Origin of the sequence: Enterococcus malodoratus ATCC 43197, from assembly GCF_000407185.1 — a bacterium.
GTDB lineage: Bacteria > Bacillota > Bacilli > Lactobacillales > Enterococcaceae > Enterococcus_A > Enterococcus_A malodoratus.
Genome location: NZ_KE136482.1, coordinates 1 through 17,445, shown reverse-complemented (window position 1 = coordinate 17,445; position 17,445 = coordinate 1). Strand labels below are relative to the sequence as shown.

The following is a 17,445-nucleotide window of genomic DNA, read 5'->3' as shown; positions in this document are numbered from 1 at the left end:
TCCTTTCTTTTCTATGCTTTAGCATTAATGGCTTGATCTAATCGTACTAACCATGCCTCATCAGCACCCTTCAACTTGATTGCTGGCATATCCTTGCCATTGTTTTCTCTATAAATTCGATTCAAAATTTCCTGACAATCCTTATTAGGAAGATTGTGTCTTCGCTTTCCATCAAACCTGGAGATTCCATTATTCATTTCAATGAAACATTGCGGCTGAACATCCCCTTTAGCAGCTCCGCCTCCAGAAGCATTCCCACCTTTTAATCGATAATAATAAACGGGAGGACCGCCTAACCAACCGGCCGCCGCAGTCGTAACAATTCCATTAACACCATAAGGTAAATACTTGGTAGCATGAATAATCGTTTGATTATCAAGAAAAATCCCTGTATGTCCGTTGTTTCCTGTTGAAGATCCCTTAGGTCCTGATACAAAAATATCTCCTCTGCCCACTTGCTCTTGCGAAATCGGCTGCAAAAGACTACCTTCCAGTCCATAGAGCGTCTCAGTATTGCCATAATTTCCACCGCTATTATCCAAAAAACCACCGGCCCTTAACGCAGAAATAACCGCTGCTGAACAATCATAACGCGGTGGATTGCCTGTTCCCCATGGTCTGACTTGTTCATAAATAACCTTGCCTTCATGATCCTTCATCCATTGAATCATTTTATTAATGTCGCCCATTAATAAATCCCTCCTTCTTCATATATTTATCTTTATTTCGTACCGCTTTTTAAACCGTATTCGTTGGTAGCATATCCTGTCGCCAACAACAAACCCACAGAGCACTGACTCCCCTATTTGTTTGAAATAGCTGCTCCTAAAACCGGCCTCAAGGAAGCGATATAAATAGTACATTTCTTTATTCAATAATCGTGTTAGTTTTTACGTCTTCGTTAATCAGAATCAACGTACAACTTGCCTTGTCGCCAAAATATTCCTCAAATCCTCATTCATGTTCTCCTACTCGTTCATTTATACGATTGACCGTTGTCTCAATTCTCTCTACCTGCTTGAGTGATTCTGTCAAATCATCGATCGTGTTTAAATAGCGTTCTTCTCGCGCATTATTTTGTTTCATCACCCACACTAAGAGAAATACAAAAAGCACTGGAAATCCGATGCTTTCAGGATTATTGAGAAAGGTTGAGATAAAGTTATCCATGCTTCACCAGCTTTCCTGAATTTATTCGTTTATTTTATTACTGACCTTCTAACACATTCAGAAGAACAATTTGAACCAATAAATGATTTCGTAATTCTCTATCAACGCTGAAAAACACTCCATTAAACATTCAAAAATAGAAAAACCACCTGCCAAAAATCCTTCTGAACTATCAAAGACACTACTTTCACTCCACCACAAACATAATTTTTATGTTTTCCCGCCCAAACTCAAAACAAGCACTCGTTTACTCATCCGTTTCATTCCTTTCTGTTTGATCTATCTACACTATATACGAACGTATGTTTGTTTTGTTGCCAAAAAAAAGACATCAAATTCCTAGATGTTCCGCTAATTCTTCAAAAAAGGCATCGCGCAGGCGAATCACTTGGCGTTTGCTTAAATAGATTTGATCAGCCACCAAGTCTAGATTGACCTTCTGTTTGTTGTTCATGTAAAGCAGTTCAATGATCTCTCTGGTTTCCGCAGTCGCGTTGTCTAAGCACAGTGAAATGATCTTGCGGTTTCGTTCCAAATTAATCAGCTGACGATCTAAAGAAATAGAAATCAATAGTTTTTTATTTTTCGTATTCGCATACGCATGCTGCTGGGTTTCTTTCGTATGAAAGAGCAATTTTTCTTTTCTTTCTAAATAGTAATCCTCCATCTTAGGGTAATCTTTCAGAATTCCTTTTAAATAGTCTTTCTTCCATTTTTCCATAAGCTCTCCTCCTTAAAATAACAGCTGCTTGAATTAGCAAGAAATAGTGAAATTATTTTTAATACTAAATTCCCTATTATAGGTATTCGAAATCTTTTTTATGAATTAATGGTAATACATTTCGCGTACTCTGTAAATTGTTTTGTCGACATATTGTCTGTTTTTTATGGAAATTAGTATACTATTCGTGTTACTATGAAACTGAAGGGAGTGTTCCTATGTTTGCACAACAATTAAAAAAGCTTAGAAAAAAAACACCTCACCTTACCCAGTTGGACATGGCAAAAAATTTAGGGATTGCCAAAACCACGTATGCCTCCTATGAACAAGGCAAACGAACACCTGATATAGAAACGCAAAATAAAATTGCCGATTTCTTTCATGTCTCTTTAGATTATTTACATGGTCGCACGCAAAAGAATGCTTTTTCGACCAAACAGATGACCGTGGCCGCGCATATTGATGATGAAGTGACTGAAGAACAAATGGAAGATATTCTGAATTATATTGACTTTATTAAGCAGAAACACGCAAAGAAGGATTGAGTGAATGGATAAAGCAGAAAAATTAATGGCTGATTTTCAAGGAATCAACTATGTTTTCGATCCTTCTATGCCAGATGGCCAAAAAGGATTGTATATTGATAACCATGTCTATTTGAATCCTCGTCAAACCTCTGAAGAGTTGACCGATACCGTTGCTGAGGAAATCGCACATTACTTAACGAGTTCAGGTGATATCATCAGTCAAGATACAAAGGAAAAACGAAAACAAGAACAAAAAGCCCGTGATTTAGGATCGACTTTGATCGTCACTCCTCAAGACATTATCCACTGCTACAAAGAACGCTTCACAAATGTCTGGGAATGCGCCGATTATTTAGGAATCACAAAGCATTCCTTTGAGCATGCGGTTAAGGTCTATGCAAAAATGTATGAAGACGGTCTTTCCTATAAAAATTACCGAATCATTTTTCGGGCTGACGGAACGATTGGGGTTTACGATTTTTTTGAATAATTGAATGCAAAAACGACTTTGGCTTACTACGCCAAAGTCGTTTTATTTTTTCTAAATTTATTCTACCTTCTCAAAAGTGATCTTTTTAATCTTCACTGGATCTGAAACAGGTGCGTCATCGTCGTCTGTTTCTTGATCTGTTATTTTCTTCACGACATCCATGCCTTCATAAACCTGTCCTAGCACCGTATATCGGCCGTCTAATTCCGGTAATCCACCGATTTCTTTATATTTTTCTTCTACATTCCCTGGTAAAGCCAGAATCGGTAATTGTTCTTCATCGATCTTCGTATTTTGCACGATATAGAACTGGTTGCCATTCGTATGGGGACCATTATTTCCAAGGCATAGCGCTCCGTCAAAATTGTACAGACCTTTATTTACTTCATCCTCATAGAAGCCGTCATAGATTGATTTTGATTCATCGCCAGATCCATCGAGTGCACCGCCTTGAATTACAAAATCTTTGATAACACGGGCAAACGGTGTTCCATCATAGAAGCCTTCCTTAGAAAGCTGAATCCAATTCTTCACCGCTTTGGGTGCTTCATCTGGGAATAGACGCATCTTAATAGTTCCCGCATCCGTGTCCATGACACAGACCTCTTCACCTTTACTCGGTTTTTCCAGCTGCTTCAAATCGATATCCGAAACATCAATTCCCGTGTCTTTCCAAAGGATATCGTAGATCTGCCACTTCACACCGTCTTTGTCGCCCAGACGTGCCATATTCAATAGAACACTGTATTCTGTTACCTTTTTCTTGTCAGTAACCTTAAACTTATACTCCAGAATTGCCCGCAAATCATTGTAATCATCATCCGCTTTTACTTTGTAAAATTGATCAAATTTGGTGTACACATACTCTACTTTCTTCCCAGCAAACTTGTCAAAATAATCAGTGATTTTCTTCTGATCCTTTTTCGAGATATCGCTGACGATCTCACTTTTGATGCTTTTTTTGTCTGTCAGCTTTTTCGAAAATTTCTCAAATTGCTCTTTAATTTCAGTCTCATCCCAATGACGGCCAATCAATTCGTCTACCGTCTCTTCTTTTGAATAATCATGAACTTTGCTCTTCGCCTCTGCCACACTTGCCAACCCCAGCATGCTGCTCCCTAAAACAAGCACCACACCTAAACGAACAAACCCTTTTCTCAGCTTCATAACAGTCCTCCTTGATTATATTTGTAACCGATTACATTTTACCTTTAAAACATCTCTTTTTAAGTTATTTTTTATCATTCTCACACAATTCTCATTTAAACAATAAATTCGATTCAATTCATCAAAATAGACTAAAACGATTGCTTATTGACAATTATTTCAGAGTATTTTTTTTCATTCGAAAATAGCCAGCACAAAAAATGCCCTGATCCGTTTGGATTTGGGCATTCATAAGCCATATATAACTTTAAAAAAACAAATCTACTGCGCCTAATCGCATCATTTTAACAATCAACGTTAAGGAGAACTTCTTCTTTCACCGTTGATCCGCTAAACTATTTCAAGCTTGCTGCATAAAATCCAATTCCCTCTGAACGCCAGCCCACTCGAACAAGTTGATCACGTTCATACGCATGCGGTGTGTAATGATGAGCACCAGCTTTCGCATTCGGGTTATATAGACGATACAAATTAACTTTTGGCCAATCTACAAAGCAAGAATAAAAAGCCTCTCCTTCATCCCACCAGCCTAAACTCTTCAAATGTGCGACTTCGTGGGTATTCACAGTGTAATGGTGATCGCCGGCATTCGGATTATACACACGAAATACACGCATCCCTGTTTCAGGCGCTTTCCATCCGACACCTTCATCATGCCAGCCGGATCTTACACAATTAACCTTCTCATGCAGTTGCGTAGTGTAAAAATGCTCACCAGAATTAGGGTTATACAGACGATAGACAGTGACATCTGCGGAAACTTTGGTCGAGAAACCGAATAAAGCCAGGCAACCAAACAACAAAAAGATCAGTACGGAACTTTTTTTCATTGTAAACGCCTCCTTTCCTCCTATTATACAGGAGGAAAGGATTCCGTTGTATGATCGATTAGTCATTAAAGTAAAAAAAATCTTCAAAAAATCAACGAGTTATTCCGCACCCCATTTGTTTTACTGTGGAAACGAATTTTTCTTTAACGTCAATCATTCAATCGGCCGTACCACCATAGATACCCGATCACCAATATCTTTATTGATCTTTTTGCGGATATCTTTCCGAATTCCTAAAATGTAGCAAATACTGCCATCCTGATTTTTTACACCCATATTAACAATACTCCCTTGATAGTCAATGCCGTCAAAGGTTGCCTGCACTTTTACGCGACCTTTATTAAACTCTGTTCGAAGATCATAAGGAAAAATAATATACGCACCGCCTTTTCCAATATCCGAAGCGTAAATTTCCGATTCAAATTTATATTCCTGCATTGTCTAGAATCCCTCCTATTTCGTAATTTCATTCTATATAAGAAAACAACCCGCCGTTTACAGATAATAAAACACTCTTTTATGAAGACAATAGATTTAATTGAAACAAAAAGCCAACTCGCCGACTTAGAAAAATCCAAATCAAAGCTCGTTGGCTATTAACGTCATATTGGCGGGAATGTGTAGGAATCGAACCTACCCAAGAAGCTCCTAACTCCTCATACTGGTTTTGAAGACCAGAGGGAACACCAGAACCCATCCACTCCCGAAACAAAACAATCATACCATTCCTTTAAGTGGGAATCAATAACAAATCGCAAAGAAAAAAGAAAGAAACATCCATCTTTTGAATACTTCCTTCCTTTTTTAAAATGACTAAACTATTAGGGTAAACACGGGCTTGGTTTTCATCTGATAATTTATTGATCTTCAGAAAACTCGCTGATTTCTTTATTTAAAAAATAAGAAATCATGGTTCGAATAAGCACGATCAGCGCTAACCGGATAATGTCCTGAAAGGTAGGATTGATAATAGATTCAATAATATCCGCCACGATCAAAAACTCTAAACTCAATAAAATGTAGCTGCCAAGATACGCTTTGATATATCTGTTTTTATGCAAAACGGACGAAAAATCCTTCTTGTCTTCTCGATGAATTAATTTTATAAACGCAAAAATCGCTCCAAGTACAATAATGGAAATCGATACAACATCCAATAATAGAACGATTGGATGAAAAACATGTTGAATAATATTCTCGAAATTAGTCACAGCTATCCTACCTTTTCCTTTTCATTCTCTCTATCCATATTAAGCCGAAAGCATTTTTGAATCAAATAGATTTTGACTCTCCTTCTGCCAAATCTACGTTTACATTTTCTTAGGATCTTTTAAGTCGGTCATAAGCTTCACTATTTATGGTGAAGCCATGACTAGTTTGAAAGGATGATTATTATGTTAAAAACCTTAAAAGAAAATACACCTAGCTTTTTAAAAGACGCCTTCTACGATTTAACAATATTGCTTCTCTCTCATCTATTTTACCAAATAATCAGCCAGCTATTGGATCATTGACCTGATAAAAACTTGTGGGGCGGGAATATGTAGGGATCCAACCTGCTCAACAGGTTCCTCGAACCGATTTTAACCTAAAAAAAGAAGCATCCTTTGAGTGGATACTTCTTACATAAAACTATTGGATTGGCGGGTAAAGTCCAGCCGTTGTCTTATTACCGTTTTTCGAGTAAATACTCGTTGACTGATTGCCCTTTTCTTTTTCAATCGCCGTATTTTTCTTATCAAGATTATGATAATCATAATTTTTCGGATCGACCGGTGTGAAACCTTCTGGCGTGTAGAAACGCAAAAGATTTTCTTGGTTCAGCTTATCAGACAAACTCAATGCTTGCTTGACTTGTTTTTGATCCTTATCAATCTCTGGCGCAACGCCTAAAGCTTTCGGATCAATTTTCTCACCTGTTTTATTGTCATAGGTCTCGCCGCCTAATTCCGTATAATTTGGTGAAACAAAGTCGCCATTGCGGAACGCGACGGTTTGATCATGCTGTGGTGAAAACAGATCTGTACCAAATTGAATATATTTTTTATTATCAATGCCCATCAAGTGCAGCAAAGTTGGCAAGACATCGATCTCACCGCCGTATTGATGTTGGATTCCGCCATTTGTATAGCCAGGAATATGGAACATCAATGGAACACGCTGCATTTGCGCATCGTTAAATTTACTCCAAGTCGTTGGATCTTTTCCTAACGCTTTGGCCAAATCCTTGTTGTTGCTATCGGAAATTCCGAAATGGTCGCCATAGATCATGAAGATCGAGTTTTGGTAAACGCCGGAAGCTTTTAAATAATCAAAGAATTGGCGCAATGATTCATCCAAGTAATGTGCTGTCCGCACATAATCATCAACAGTACTGTTGCCCGTTTTTAACGATGGGAAATTAAAATTCTTTTCATCCGTCAAATAAGGCGTGTGGTTCGTTACCGTTAAGAATTTTGAATAGAACGGTTGTTGCAAATGCTCTAAATGACCAACTGTTTCCTTCAGCATATCCTTGTCTAAGATCCCGTAGCCCAAGTTTTCATCTGATTGGTTGAAATAAGACCGATCGAAGAAATCCTGATAACCTAAATTTTTGTAGACATGGTCACGATTCCAGAAGCTGCCGACATTCCCATGGAAAACAGCACTGCTGTAGCCGGCTTCTTGGTTTAAAATAGCTGGTGCTGCCTGGAATGTATTATCAGACCCTAATTGAGTAAACAATGACCCTTGAGGCAAACCAAAGGTACTGGTTTCCAGCATATTTTCCGCATCGCTCGTCTTTCCTTGACCGACTTCATGGAAGAAATTATCGAAGGCTAAGGTTTGTTTATTGTCATTTTCCAGACTATTTAAAAACGGTGTAACTTCTTGTCCATCGACCTTCATATTGATCAAGAATTGTTGGAAGCTTTCCAAATGAATGACGATGATGTTTTTGCCTTTGGCGATACCATATTTACTTGGATCAGCAGCGGCGTAATGATCTTTGGTGTACTTCATTATATCTGTTAGCCCGTTACTTGAAGCATGGGCCCGGACACTATTTGTCTGCTCAGTTTTTATCCCATCATAAACGGTAAAGGCATCCAGCCCTAAATATTTTACAATATAAGAACGGTCAAACGTCCGTTGCAATAGTTGAGGTCGGTTAGCCTCGCTCAATGATAAGTTGACAGAAAAAGTCATAGCTGCCAAACAGCTGACCGCAACCGCAAAGGTCTTTTTGACTGGCTTGCTGGTGATTTCTTTACGTTTAGCAATGATGTAGATCAAAATTCCTAAAAATACGAGCAAGTCCGCCCAATAAAAAATGTCATGAACTTTCATCAAGGCAAAAGAGCTGCCTGAAATTCCTTGTGACACTTTAGAAAAACCTAAAATCGATTTGATCGTCACAAAATCGGTAAATTCCCGATAAAAAATCACGTTCAGATATAGAATCAAGGTATTCAGCAGATCCATTAAAAACAACACGATCAAGGCCGGCTTAAATTTTTTGACGTAGAGGAAAACACCAAAAAGCAGTAAAGTCGTAGCGATCGGATTAATCCATAAGATCAAATACTGAATGGACCCTTCTACACCTAGTGAAAAATCAACATAATAGGCTAAGATGGTCTTTGCCCAAAACAGTACGCTGGCCGTCAATAAAATGAGCCAACGATTGGTAAACGCTTTTTTTACCCGGTTCATCCGGAACACTTCTTTCTCTATTAAATTGTCCGTTCTTACTATAGAGCAGATTTAAAAAATATGCCTTTTTATTTGCAGTTGCTTACGTAATTTTATCTTTTTTAAATAGAATGTGAGATTTCTTTCAAAATTTAAGGAATGAACCGCAAGTTTGTCCGTTTTTTCCTGCTAAATGAAAATTTCCTAAGACACAAAAAATTCATATTCTTAATAATTATCCATAAAATAACAACATCTCCTCAATTCGTTTTTTATTTTCTTCATATAACTCCCTAAATAGTTAAATATCGATTAACAGACAACATAGCATTCTATTCGATATATTTTTATCGTTTTTCGATAAATTTTTATTGACTTTGTTTAAATCGTGCTTTATAGTTAACTCAACAAGTAATTCAAACAAAAAAGGAGAGTAAATTATTATGAATTCAGAAAAAAGTGTTTTTAAAGGGTTGAAATGGTTGTTTAGTTTTTTTGTCGGTATCATGGGAATCGCCGCTGCAGGTTTGGTCATTATCGTAATCGTCTTCAATATTCCTGCTGTTGCACAAGAACTGTCGGTCATTAACGTCAGCGAGCTGCCTTTTGGCGCATACACGTATGAAATTGTTGCCTCACCTGTTTTTATTTTGACATTGATGGCGAATATTCTTTTATACGGTCTGCTGTTCTACTTTGTACGCAGCTTTTTCAAAAACCTGGAAATGGATCAGATCTTTGTAAATACAAATGTTTTAACGGCTAAAAAAATTACGGTTGTGCTGTTGCTTCTATCGGTCGTTTCTTGTTTACCAGATGTTTATGCTTCAATGCAAGGACTTGCTGTCGATGGCGCCGCTCTTGACTTAACCTATATCGTTGGTGCGTCAATCGTCTGGGCATTAGCTAAGATTTTAGAAAAGGCCAATGCCATTGCCGAAGAAAACGAATTAACGATTTAAGCCCGACGAACGAAAGGAGCCCAGCAAAATGATTCAAGTAAATTTAGATGTAATGTTAGCCAAAAGAAAGATGTCCTCCGGTGAACTGGCCAAAAAAGTTGGCATGACCAATGCCAATATTTCTGTACTAAAAACCGGAAAGGCCAAAGCCGTACGTTTTTCCACACTAAATGAAATATGCAAAGTGTTGGAATGCCAGCCGGGAGATATTCTCGCTTATCTTGAAGAGGAATCGTTTTAAACACTTTCTTATAAAAGAAACTTCCAGCTGCTAACTGGAAGTTTTTTTATGCCTCACGTTTCATGACGATCCCTGTATAGATCCATACAGTCAATAGATAATAGACAAAATACAGAACAAAGAAAATCAGGAACGGCAGCCAGATACTGTTATAGGGTTCACTCAAAAGTGTCTTAAACATCTGCAGTCCGAACAACACATGAATGACTCCTAACAGACCTGGAACTAAGAACAGAACACCAATTTCTTTCCGAATGGATTTTAGTAATAGCTGGCGGCGTGTACCGATTTTTTCCAGCATGCTGTAACGTTGGATATCACTTTTAGCACCAGACAAGATCTTGAACATCAAACAGCTGGCCAGCATCGTCAAGAAGGCGATCCCTAAGAAGAAGCCCATGAATTCAAAACCTGAGAATAAGGCATTATACAGCTCGTACATCAATACTTTTTGCGTCATACTGCCTTCTTCTTTATTCAACGTTGGATTCAGCCGGAAATTTTCTTCTGCTAAATCTTTCAACGCGGATTTATCTTTTGCGAAATCTGCTACCATAATTAGCCGCAGCTCGGTTGTTTTACTTGGTAAAGCCGCAAATTCCTCCCTAGATAAAAATTGATGCTTTTTCGCGCTTTGTTCCGGCAATTCCAAAGACCGTAATTTATCGGATGCAGTCAAGTTATTCGCCAATTGCTCGCCAGTATAGTGAACTTTTTTCGTTTGACGGCTCCCTGTAAATTCCTTAACCAATAACGGTGCCTGATCAAATTGTGTGCGATCATAATAAACCGTATCGTTATCTTCTTTTTGCTGATAACTGTTGTCAGAAGCTAAATGGATCTTTTTAAGATCCTTTTGACTGACGTTTTGTCCATTGTTCAACACTAGATCATAGGTTGATGTGGCTTCGGTCATTTTCGTGATTTCATTGTGAAACCCTAGTCCCACCGTAATTGCACCTAAGGCCAAAGCAAAGAGCATCGCCACCATAGACAAAATTCTCGTGTAATCTTGGATTCGGAAGCTTAATTGAGACAGCGTAAAATTATTCAAGCCTTTTAACGCAATTCCATCACGCCGCTTCAATACATCCAAAACGAAAATCAAGATCGAATGAAAAACAAAATACGTGCCAAGAATAATCGTAATCAAAGCCACGATCAACGCTAGAAAAGCGAATTTCATTACTTGAGCCATCATGAAATAGCCGATCCCTAAGAAAACAATTCCTGCCAACACTTCAAATACCAATGTCACCCGTTTACGATTAGCCGGCAACGGTGTTTCGCTTGCTCTCAGCAAGGTCAAGATCGGTTTTTTCACGATCGTCATGGCATTTACTAATGCCGCTAACAAGAAAATGATCGTAAAAAAGACTAAGGTCAACAAGGCCGCCGATGAATTGACTGCCGTAAAATGCGTAATCTTAATTGCCAATTGTTGAACCAATAATTGTTGGACTACGCTGCTCAAACCAATTCCCAATACAGTTCCTACCACCGTTGCACCGACACCCACGACAAATGTTTCGATAAAGATCAACTGGGCGATTTTACGGCCTTTGGCTCCTAACATCATAAACATCGCGTAATCTTTTTGCCGCATCGTCATCAAGAACGAGTTGGCGTACAGTATATATACAAACGTGATAATCGAAAGTAGTACGGTTCCTAAATGAAAGATCAATACGACAGAAGAAATCATCGAATTGCTTTTTAAAAACGTTTCATTCGTGGCCAAGGCTTCGAACATATAAAAGATCCCCGAAGCCATCACAAGTCCTGAAAAGAGCACGATATAGTCTCGCAGGCGGCCTTTTATTCCAGTAAGCGATAATTTTAAAAGCATCGAATCCCTCCTACTGTTCCAAATTACCGAGAATACTTAAAATCTGACGATAAAAAGCTTCTCGCGTTTGATTTTCGCGTTTGACCTCTTGATAGATCACGCCGTCTTTAATGAATAAAATACGTTGGCAATAGCTTGCTGAAAAAGGATCGTGGGTTACTAAAAGAATCGATACTTGATCCTTTTGATTCAATTCTTCCATTGTATCCAATAAATCTCGCGCACTATTTGAATCCAAAGCTCCCGTTGGTTCATCGCCCAAAAGAATGGTCGGTTGGGTAATCAAAGCCCGTGCCGCGGCGACCCGTTGTTTTTGTCCCCCGGAAATTTGAGCCGGATAACTGCTCAGAATGCTTTCGATCGATAAACGCTGTGCAACTGCGGCGACTCGTCGATGAATCTCTTTTCCCTTGACGCCTTGAAGGGACAGTGGAACAGCGATATTTTCGGCGGCGGTTAAATTTTCCAGCAAGTTAAAATCTTGGAAAATAAATCCAATCTCACGACTGCGAAAATCCGCTAATTGATTTCCCGATAGTTTGGTAACGTCGGCTTGATTAATAGTGATTTTGCCACCAGTCGGCTTGTCCAATGTCGCTAATAAATTCAACAAGGTCGATTTACCTGAGCCTGAAGCGCCCATGATTCCGACAAATTCGCCTTTTTCTACTTCAAATGAAATTCCTTTTAAGGCTTCGGTCTTTTTCTGATTGCCTTTTCCATATGTTTTCTTTACTTCATTTATGGATACGATTTTTTCCATATCTTCACTCCTCATTCCTTTTATTCCATGCCTGAATGTAAACCAGACTTATAGCCCTAATTTACTCGCGGCCTTTTTCGGTATTTGTTTTTGTTGAACCTCTTCATAAGAGGTGACGCCCTTACTTTTCTTCCAAGTTACTTTAAGGAAAGCTTCCCGACGAAGGGGACGATCTTTTGCTGCGCTAAATTCTAACTGCTTTTTCTGGCCTTCTTTGTCATAACCCGGAAGCGAATACTTATAATCAATATAAGGACGTCCGCTGTCATCTTTACCATCAACACGCTGCCCGTCAGTGGTGATCTGGACATAATAACCATCTCCGCTTGCTACAACTTTTTCTGCTATCTTTAAGCCCACAAAGGAGATGATGATCAAACTAACTAAACCAATCAAAATTTTTTTCATAACTAATTGCTCCTTCTTTATTTCTAGAGCAACTATACAAAATTCCCGAATTTTCAACCATTGATACAACCTAAAATCAGCTAACAGTTTTGTCATTTTGAACTTTTTACGCAAAAAAACGGCTAATGCCAACGATTACTTCGTTGATACTAGCCGTTTTCGAACGATTGATTTATTTTTATGCGTTTTGCTAAAGAACTACTTTTTTTCTACTTTGCGAATCGCCTCGTCTTTAATGATTAGTTGCCCTTCGGTGATTTTTCGCAAAAAGTACCGATCATGAGAAACTACCAGCAAAGTCTCGTCGAAAGCAGTCAAAATCTCCTCCAGCTCTTCTTTGCCATCAATATCCAAGTGGTTCGTCGGTTCATCTAATACGAGGAAATTAATTTCACTTTGTAACAGCAGCAATAAATACAGCCGCATTTGTTCCCCGCCAGATAGATCCTGAATTCGTTTGGAAACATCTTCAGCGAAAAATCCAAAACGCGCGAGCATGCGGCGAGCCTTTTGCTCATCCGTAACAACTTCTCGCACATACGTTAAAATTTGCTGCGTTGGTTTCTTAAAACGCAGCTTCTGCGGCAGATAACCAATTTTGACACTGGCACCTAGCTTAATATTTCCTTCGTCTGGTGAGTCTTCTCCCAGCAAGCACCGCAGCAAGGTCGTCTTTCCGCTTCCATTAGCCCCAATTAGTGCCAAACGTTCCTGCCGATAAATAATAAAATCCGACTCCGTAAATAAAAGACGATCCCCAACTAATTTACCGATACCCTCTGCTATCAGAACTTCTTTTCCCGATCGATTGGCTTGAGTAACCTGCTGCAATCGTTTCTTGCCTGATTGCGGCGGCTTTACTAAAGCTTGCTTCAATTTTTCCGTTCGTCGTTCGATTTCTTTGGCCTTGCGGAAAAAATCCTCATTATCCGATTCCTGACCCCATTGACGGTAACGCCGGCTCATTCGTTGAAGGCGCTGAATTTCTTTTTGCTGCAATGCATAATTCTTTTGTAATAACGCGATTCTTTCTCGCTTGAGCTGCGCAAACTTGCTGTAATTTCCTGGATAACTGATGGCCTGCTCGCCTTCGATCTCCACGATTCGGTCAACGACATTGTCTAAAAATTCCCGGTCATGAGAAATCACTAAGTATGCCTGTTTGGTGTGGCTCAAATAACTCTCTAACCAATTAATCCCCGCAATGTCCAAATGATTGGTCGGTTCATCCAATAACAATACGTCCGCCGATTCTGTCAGCGCTCGCGCCAATTCGACCCGAACTCGCTGACCACCGCTCAGCGAAGATAGCGGAACCTCAAGTTTATCCGCAACACCCAGCCCCTTCAACGTACTGCTAATTCGATCTTCCAAGGTGTAGCCGCCAGACTCCTCATATATTTCTTGCAGTCGGCCATATTTAATCAACAACCGCTCAATATCTTCCTTCGGATCGGCCATTTCCTCTTCCAATAATCCTAACTTCTCCCGTAATTTCCCTACTTCCTCAAAGCTGTCGAACAAATAATCTTTGACAATTTTCTCACTAGAAGATAATTTTTGTGGAACATAGCCGATTGTTAAGCCCTTTTGACGGGCAATAGTACCGCCGTTGATTCCTTCTTCCCCGGTCAAAATTCGTAATAAGGTACTCTTGCCGCACCCATTCATTCCAACTAAACCAATCTTATCGCCAGAATTAATTGCGATCGTCAACTCTCTAAAGACTGGAGTAGTACTAAAATTCTTTGTTATATTGTTTGCTTGAATCAGCATCGTCTTCGTCTCCTTAGATCAAGACCAAGCGAAAAATAGAAAAAGCCGTGCAGGGTTGACCCATACACGACCTTGTTATTCATTAAAATTCCATTTATGAAGGATTTTATCGCATGGTCATGTATTTTCTTTAAAATCATGTAATTTTGGGCAGACTGCTCCCTTGACCACAGTTTTAAAGGTAAGCGTATGACAAAAGCTGATATGGAATCGTAAATTATCTTGATTCATCGTTATTTTTGACATACAGACCATGTGTAAATTCCTCCCCTCGTTTAATAATTACCTATAGAATAGCATAATCGAATCCGATAGAAAAGAAAACCTTTCCACAAACCGCTTAGCTGAATGAAAGACAAAAAAATAAGCTAGTCTCAACTTTTTTACTGTTGATACTAGCTCACTCTAAATTTTCTAGACTAAGAACCTCAGCCTTAGAAGATACTCATGCTCATTTAACTGCGAAACGTTTCATTTGCGGCAATTTGATAAACCAAGCGACTAATAAACACGAGACGATTTTATCAACGAAATTGCCGGTTACAGCGCCCCAATATGTTGCACTGATCATTTCTTTCCCTGAAGCTCTAAGCGCCATAATAACGATATCCGTACCCGATCCGGTAAATCCGCCAAATAGGGCCAAACGAATCGGTGCACCAATCATTGGACAAATAAATGCTAATAATACGCCGGCGATCAGTGCTTGTTTATAACCAAAGCCTTTTTTCGCCAGCAATGCTACGATGACCGCTACTGCCACATTCACTAAAGCAAATGGAATTGATAACGGACCGCTGATCATTCCCATCAATAGGTTCGTTGACACCCCTGTTAAAATCCCATAACTCATGCCGAAATTTGCTGCGATAAAAATCGTTCCCATCGTATCTAAGAACAATAACGGAATACTCAACATCGATACCGCTTCTCCCAACACAACATTCAACGCTACCGCGATGGCACACATTGCGATCACTTTTGCTTTACTATTCATTCCTTACCCCTCTTTCTAAAAACATTTGCAACTGTTCATTAAAATCACCCCGAGCTTCCTCGGTGTACCACGTGGGCACTTCTAAAAAATTGGTTCCAATTTGAGCCTTTTGACATTCCGCAAAAAACTCTTCCATTAAAACGCCGCGTTGTCCGCTAATCGAACAATTCGGGCTTTCATTGATTCCGATTACGCCGAGATACTGATACCCCTCCATTTGATAAGCTTGGATCTGCTGGATCATCGGTTGCAGCATTGCTTGACACTGCTGACGAAAAGCGGGTAAATCTCGATACTCTTCGTAGGTCATCGGCGGACGTCCGCCACCTAATACAATAAATTCTGGACACGGCAATTGAATCAGAGCAACTCCGCGACTCAACAAATCGATCGCAAATGGAAATGCTCCGCGTGCCCGCTCCCAGCCATGAATCACTGCATTTTGATTCAAAACACAATGAGATACGGCAACTAATTGCTTCTGTGGTTGAATACTCCTTCCTCCTTTGATTTATTTAAAAATTTCTTGCAAGCTCTCTAAGATCGTTGGAAATTCTTCCAATGAAATCGTCCGTAGATCAAGATAATTGCAATCATTTTTTATCCGCGTGATAATTGGTGTCGCCGAAAAACGCAGCTTTTCTTGTAAAATATCGGCTGTAAAGCGCTCACTGCTTAAAACTACAGCATAGGTCGGCAGCAAATGCTCCGGATAAGAACCGCCGCCAATTTTACTCGTGTCTTTTTCGATCTTCACACTTAGTTCAGCAAGGGGTTGCAGCATTGCCGCTAGTTCAGCAGCCTTTCCTAAACAATCCTCTTCGCTTAACCCAATCATTTGTAACGTTGGCACTGATTGTAAGGCTTCTTTTTCATCAAGATACAAAGCCAGTGTTGCTTCTAAGGCACTCAGCGTCATCTTATCGATCCGCAATGCCCGCAGCAATTGATTTTTCTTCATCTTTTCGATGTACTCTCGTTTGCCGACAATGATTCCCGCCTGTGGTCCGCCTAATAATTTATCACCGCTGAAAGTCACAACATCACAGCCTTGGTCCAAAACCTCTTTTACTGTTGGTTCGTAAGGTAACCCGAATGGGCGCATATCTAATAATAAGCCGCTTCCCAAATCGTTGATTAACGGCAAATTATTCGCGTGAGCCAGTTCGGCTAAATCAGTTAATGCTGGTGTTTCAGTGAATCCGACGATTCGATAATTACTGGTGTGTACTTTTAAAATAGCCCCGGTTTCTTCAGTCAGCGCCTTTTCGTAGTCAGTTAGATGTGTTTTGTTAGTAGTCCCTACTTCTGCGATTGTCCCGCCGCTTGAAGTAATCACATCCGGGATTCGAAATGCTCCGCCAATTTCCACTAACTCACCCCGCGAAACCAGTACCTCTGTTTCTTTCGTCAAGCTGCTCAGAACCAACAGCACCGCTGCTGCGTTGTTGTTTACGACTAAGACATCCTCTGCCCCTGTGAGTTTCTTCACGATTGAGACTAAATGGCTGTAACGTGAACCGCGTTTTCCATTTTCTAAATCAAGTTCTAAATTTGAGTAATGAAAACTGGTCGCCAGCAATTGTTCTTGCGTCTTGGCACTCAATAAAGAACGCCCTAAATTCGTATGGATTACCGTTCCCGTTCCATTAATCACGCGACGCAATGAAAATTCCTTTTCTTCTAACTGTTTTTGAACCAGCGATAAGATTTCTGCTTGATCAAACGCTGTTTGCCGTGTCCCCTCAACCACTTCTTTCCGAAGGTTCGCTAAAACTTGTTGTGTTGCCTCTTTCGCTTTTCCATGAGGATAGTTCGAATCGATTTGCTTCAATAAAATATCCACTGAAGGCAAGCTTGCTAAAA

At 39.6% G+C, this 17,445-nt stretch carries 19 protein-coding genes and 1 tRNA gene; 4 read left to right on the top strand and 16 right to left on the bottom strand.

Features of this window, described 5'->3' with window-relative positions; all coding sequences use genetic code 11:
* Positions 1-11 precede the first annotated feature (11 nt).
* The 3 genes from I585_RS22615 to I585_RS09870 form a co-directional block, all read right to left on the bottom strand.
* Positions 12-689 (bottom strand): peptidoglycan amidohydrolase family protein, encoded by a 678-nt coding sequence (locus I585_RS22615; RefSeq protein ID WP_010741622.1) that lies wholly within the window; start codon positions 687-689, stop codon positions 12-14.
* 265 nt (positions 690-954) lie between these two features.
* Positions 955-1,170 (bottom strand): BhlA/UviB family holin-like peptide, encoded by a 216-nt coding sequence (locus I585_RS09875; protein WP_010741621.1) that lies wholly within the window; start codon positions 1,168-1,170, stop codon positions 955-957.
* Between the two features lie 331 nt (positions 1,171-1,501).
* Positions 1,502-1,891 (bottom strand): RinA family phage transcriptional regulator, encoded by a 390-nt coding sequence (locus I585_RS09870; protein WP_010741620.1) that lies wholly within the window; start codon positions 1,889-1,891, stop codon positions 1,502-1,504.
* A gap of 218 nt (positions 1,892-2,109) precedes the next feature.
* Here I585_RS09870 and I585_RS09865 point away from each other — a divergent pair, with 218 nt between their 5' ends.
* Positions 2,110-2,436 (top strand): helix-turn-helix domain-containing protein, encoded by a 327-nt coding sequence (locus tag I585_RS09865; RefSeq protein WP_010741619.1) that lies wholly within the window; start codon positions 2,110-2,112, stop codon positions 2,434-2,436.
* A 4-nt stretch (positions 2,437-2,440) separates the two neighbouring features.
* Complete coding sequence (locus I585_RS09860; protein WP_010741618.1) at positions 2,441-2,908, top strand: ImmA/IrrE family metallo-endopeptidase; 468 nt, start codon at positions 2,441-2,443, stop codon at positions 2,906-2,908.
* A 57-nt stretch (positions 2,909-2,965) separates the two neighbouring features.
* On the opposite strand, the gene I585_RS09855 is transcribed toward I585_RS09860, so the two are convergent.
* The 6 genes from I585_RS09855 to I585_RS09835 form a co-directional block, all read right to left on the bottom strand.
* Positions 2,966-4,075 (bottom strand): peptidylprolyl isomerase, encoded by a 1,110-nt coding sequence (locus I585_RS09855; protein WP_010741617.1) that lies wholly within the window; start codon positions 4,073-4,075, stop codon positions 2,966-2,968.
* Positions 4,076-4,410: 335 nt separating this feature from the next.
* Positions 4,411-4,905, bottom strand: a complete 495-nt coding sequence (locus I585_RS09850; RefSeq protein ID WP_010741616.1) for a hypothetical protein — start codon at positions 4,903-4,905, stop codon at positions 4,411-4,413.
* A 153-nt stretch (positions 4,906-5,058) separates the two neighbouring features.
* Positions 5,059-5,343: a DUF1905 domain-containing protein gene (locus I585_RS09845; RefSeq protein ID WP_010741615.1), complete on the bottom strand. Its 285-nt coding sequence runs from the start codon at positions 5,341-5,343 to the stop codon at positions 5,059-5,061.
* Positions 5,344-5,513: 170 nt separating this feature from the next.
* Positions 5,514-5,610: transfer RNA gene (locus I585_RS23200), tRNA-Sec, on the bottom strand.
* Between the two features lie 152 nt (positions 5,611-5,762).
* A complete protein-coding gene (locus tag I585_RS09840; RefSeq protein ID WP_010741614.1) occupies positions 5,763-6,116 on the bottom strand; it encodes a DUF1622 domain-containing protein in 354 nt (117 codons plus the stop codon).
* Between the two features lie 421 nt (positions 6,117-6,537).
* The gene (locus tag I585_RS09835; RefSeq protein ID WP_010741613.1) at positions 6,538-8,604 is read right to left on the bottom strand and encodes an LTA synthase family protein; all 2,067 of its coding nucleotides are present in this window, start codon (positions 8,602-8,604) and stop codon (positions 6,538-6,540) included.
* Between the two features lie 422 nt (positions 8,605-9,026).
* Between I585_RS09835 and I585_RS09830 the strand changes: the two genes are divergently transcribed.
* On the top strand, positions 9,027-9,545 hold the full coding sequence (locus tag I585_RS09830; RefSeq protein WP_010741612.1) for a DUF2975 domain-containing protein: 519 nt from the start codon (positions 9,027-9,029) through the stop codon (positions 9,543-9,545).
* A gap of 28 nt (positions 9,546-9,573) precedes the next feature.
* Positions 9,574-9,786: a helix-turn-helix domain-containing protein gene (locus I585_RS09825; RefSeq protein ID WP_010741611.1), complete on the top strand. Its 213-nt coding sequence runs from the start codon at positions 9,574-9,576 to the stop codon at positions 9,784-9,786.
* Positions 9,787-9,832: 46 nt separating this feature from the next.
* Here I585_RS09825 and I585_RS09820 read toward each other — a convergent pair whose 3' ends face one another.
* The 7 genes from I585_RS09820 to selA form a co-directional block, all read right to left on the bottom strand.
* Positions 9,833-11,635: an FtsX-like permease family protein gene (locus I585_RS09820; RefSeq protein ID WP_010741610.1), complete on the bottom strand. Its 1,803-nt coding sequence runs from the start codon at positions 11,633-11,635 to the stop codon at positions 9,833-9,835.
* A 10-nt stretch (positions 11,636-11,645) separates the two neighbouring features.
* Positions 11,646-12,398, bottom strand: coding sequence for an ABC transporter ATP-binding protein (locus tag I585_RS09815; RefSeq protein ID WP_010741609.1), 753 nt, complete (start codon positions 12,396-12,398; stop codon positions 11,646-11,648).
* A 48-nt stretch (positions 12,399-12,446) separates the two neighbouring features.
* Positions 12,447-12,806: a YxeA family protein gene (locus I585_RS09810; protein ID WP_010741608.1), complete on the bottom strand. Its 360-nt coding sequence runs from the start codon at positions 12,804-12,806 to the stop codon at positions 12,447-12,449.
* A 198-nt stretch (positions 12,807-13,004) separates the two neighbouring features.
* Positions 13,005-14,582: a ribosomal protection-like ABC-F family protein gene (gene abc-f, locus I585_RS09805; RefSeq protein ID WP_010741607.1), complete on the bottom strand. Its 1,578-nt coding sequence runs from the start codon at positions 14,580-14,582 to the stop codon at positions 13,005-13,007.
* Between the two features lie 451 nt (positions 14,583-15,033).
* Positions 15,034-15,579: a CD3073 family putative ECF transporter S component gene (locus I585_RS09800; protein WP_010741605.1), complete on the bottom strand. Its 546-nt coding sequence runs from the start codon at positions 15,577-15,579 to the stop codon at positions 15,034-15,036.
* The gene (locus I585_RS09795) at positions 15,572-16,072 is read right to left on the bottom strand and encodes a CD3072 family TudS-related putative desulfidase (RefSeq protein WP_034708878.1); all 501 of its coding nucleotides are present in this window, start codon (positions 16,070-16,072) and stop codon (positions 15,572-15,574) included. Before I585_RS09795 ends, I585_RS09800 begins: the two co-directional genes overlap by 8 nt.
* An 18-nt stretch (positions 16,073-16,090) precedes the next feature.
* Positions 16,091-17,445, bottom strand: a 1,355-nt coding sequence (selA, locus tag I585_RS09790; RefSeq protein ID WP_016249943.1) for an L-seryl-tRNA(Sec) selenium transferase, incomplete at its 5' end; no start/stop codon positions are given.

What these genes read in the sequence shown, in the direction of transcription:
- I585_RS22615 (WP_010741622.1), bottom strand. Translation starts at nt 689, where the DNA reads ATGGGCGACATTAATAAAATGATTCAATGGATGAAGGATCATGAAGGC.
- I585_RS09875 (WP_010741621.1), bottom strand. Translation starts at nt 1,170, where the DNA reads ATGGATAACTTTATCTCAACCTTTCTCAATAATCCTGAAAGCATCGGA.
- I585_RS09870 (WP_010741620.1), bottom strand. Translation starts at nt 1,891, where the DNA reads ATGGAAAAATGGAAGAAAGACTATTTAAAAGGAATTCTGAAAGATTAC.
- I585_RS09865 (WP_010741619.1), top strand. Translation starts at nt 2,110, where the DNA reads ATGTTTGCACAACAATTAAAAAAGCTTAGAAAAAAAACACCTCACCTT.
- I585_RS09860 (WP_010741618.1), top strand. Translation starts at nt 2,441, where the DNA reads ATGGATAAAGCAGAAAAATTAATGGCTGATTTTCAAGGAATCAACTAT.
- I585_RS09855 (WP_010741617.1), bottom strand. Translation starts at nt 4,075, where the DNA reads ATGAAGCTGAGAAAAGGGTTTGTTCGTTTAGGTGTGGTGCTTGTTTTA.
- I585_RS09850 (WP_010741616.1), bottom strand. Translation starts at nt 4,905, where the DNA reads ATGAAAAAAAGTTCCGTACTGATCTTTTTGTTGTTTGGTTGCCTGGCT.
- I585_RS09845 (WP_010741615.1), bottom strand. Translation starts at nt 5,343, where the DNA reads ATGCAGGAATATAAATTTGAATCGGAAATTTACGCTTCGGATATTGGA.
- I585_RS09835 (WP_010741613.1), bottom strand. Translation starts at nt 8,604, where the DNA reads ATGAACCGGGTAAAAAAAGCGTTTACCAATCGTTGGCTCATTTTATTG.
- I585_RS09830 (WP_010741612.1), top strand. Translation starts at nt 9,027, where the DNA reads ATGAATTCAGAAAAAAGTGTTTTTAAAGGGTTGAAATGGTTGTTTAGT.
- I585_RS09825 (WP_010741611.1), top strand. Translation starts at nt 9,574, where the DNA reads ATGATTCAAGTAAATTTAGATGTAATGTTAGCCAAAAGAAAGATGTCC.
- I585_RS09820 (WP_010741610.1), bottom strand. Translation starts at nt 11,635, where the DNA reads ATGCTTTTAAAATTATCGCTTACTGGAATAAAAGGCCGCCTGCGAGAC.
- I585_RS09815 (WP_010741609.1), bottom strand. Translation starts at nt 12,398, where the DNA reads ATGGAAAAAATCGTATCCATAAATGAAGTAAAGAAAACATATGGAAAA.
- I585_RS09810 (WP_010741608.1), bottom strand. Translation starts at nt 12,806, where the DNA reads ATGAAAAAAATTTTGATTGGTTTAGTTAGTTTGATCATCATCTCCTTT.
- abc-f (WP_010741607.1), bottom strand. Translation starts at nt 14,582, where the DNA reads ATGCTGATTCAAGCAAACAATATAACAAAGAATTTTAGTACTACTCCA.
- I585_RS09800 (WP_010741605.1), bottom strand. Translation starts at nt 15,579, where the DNA reads ATGAATAGTAAAGCAAAAGTGATCGCAATGTGTGCCATCGCGGTAGCG.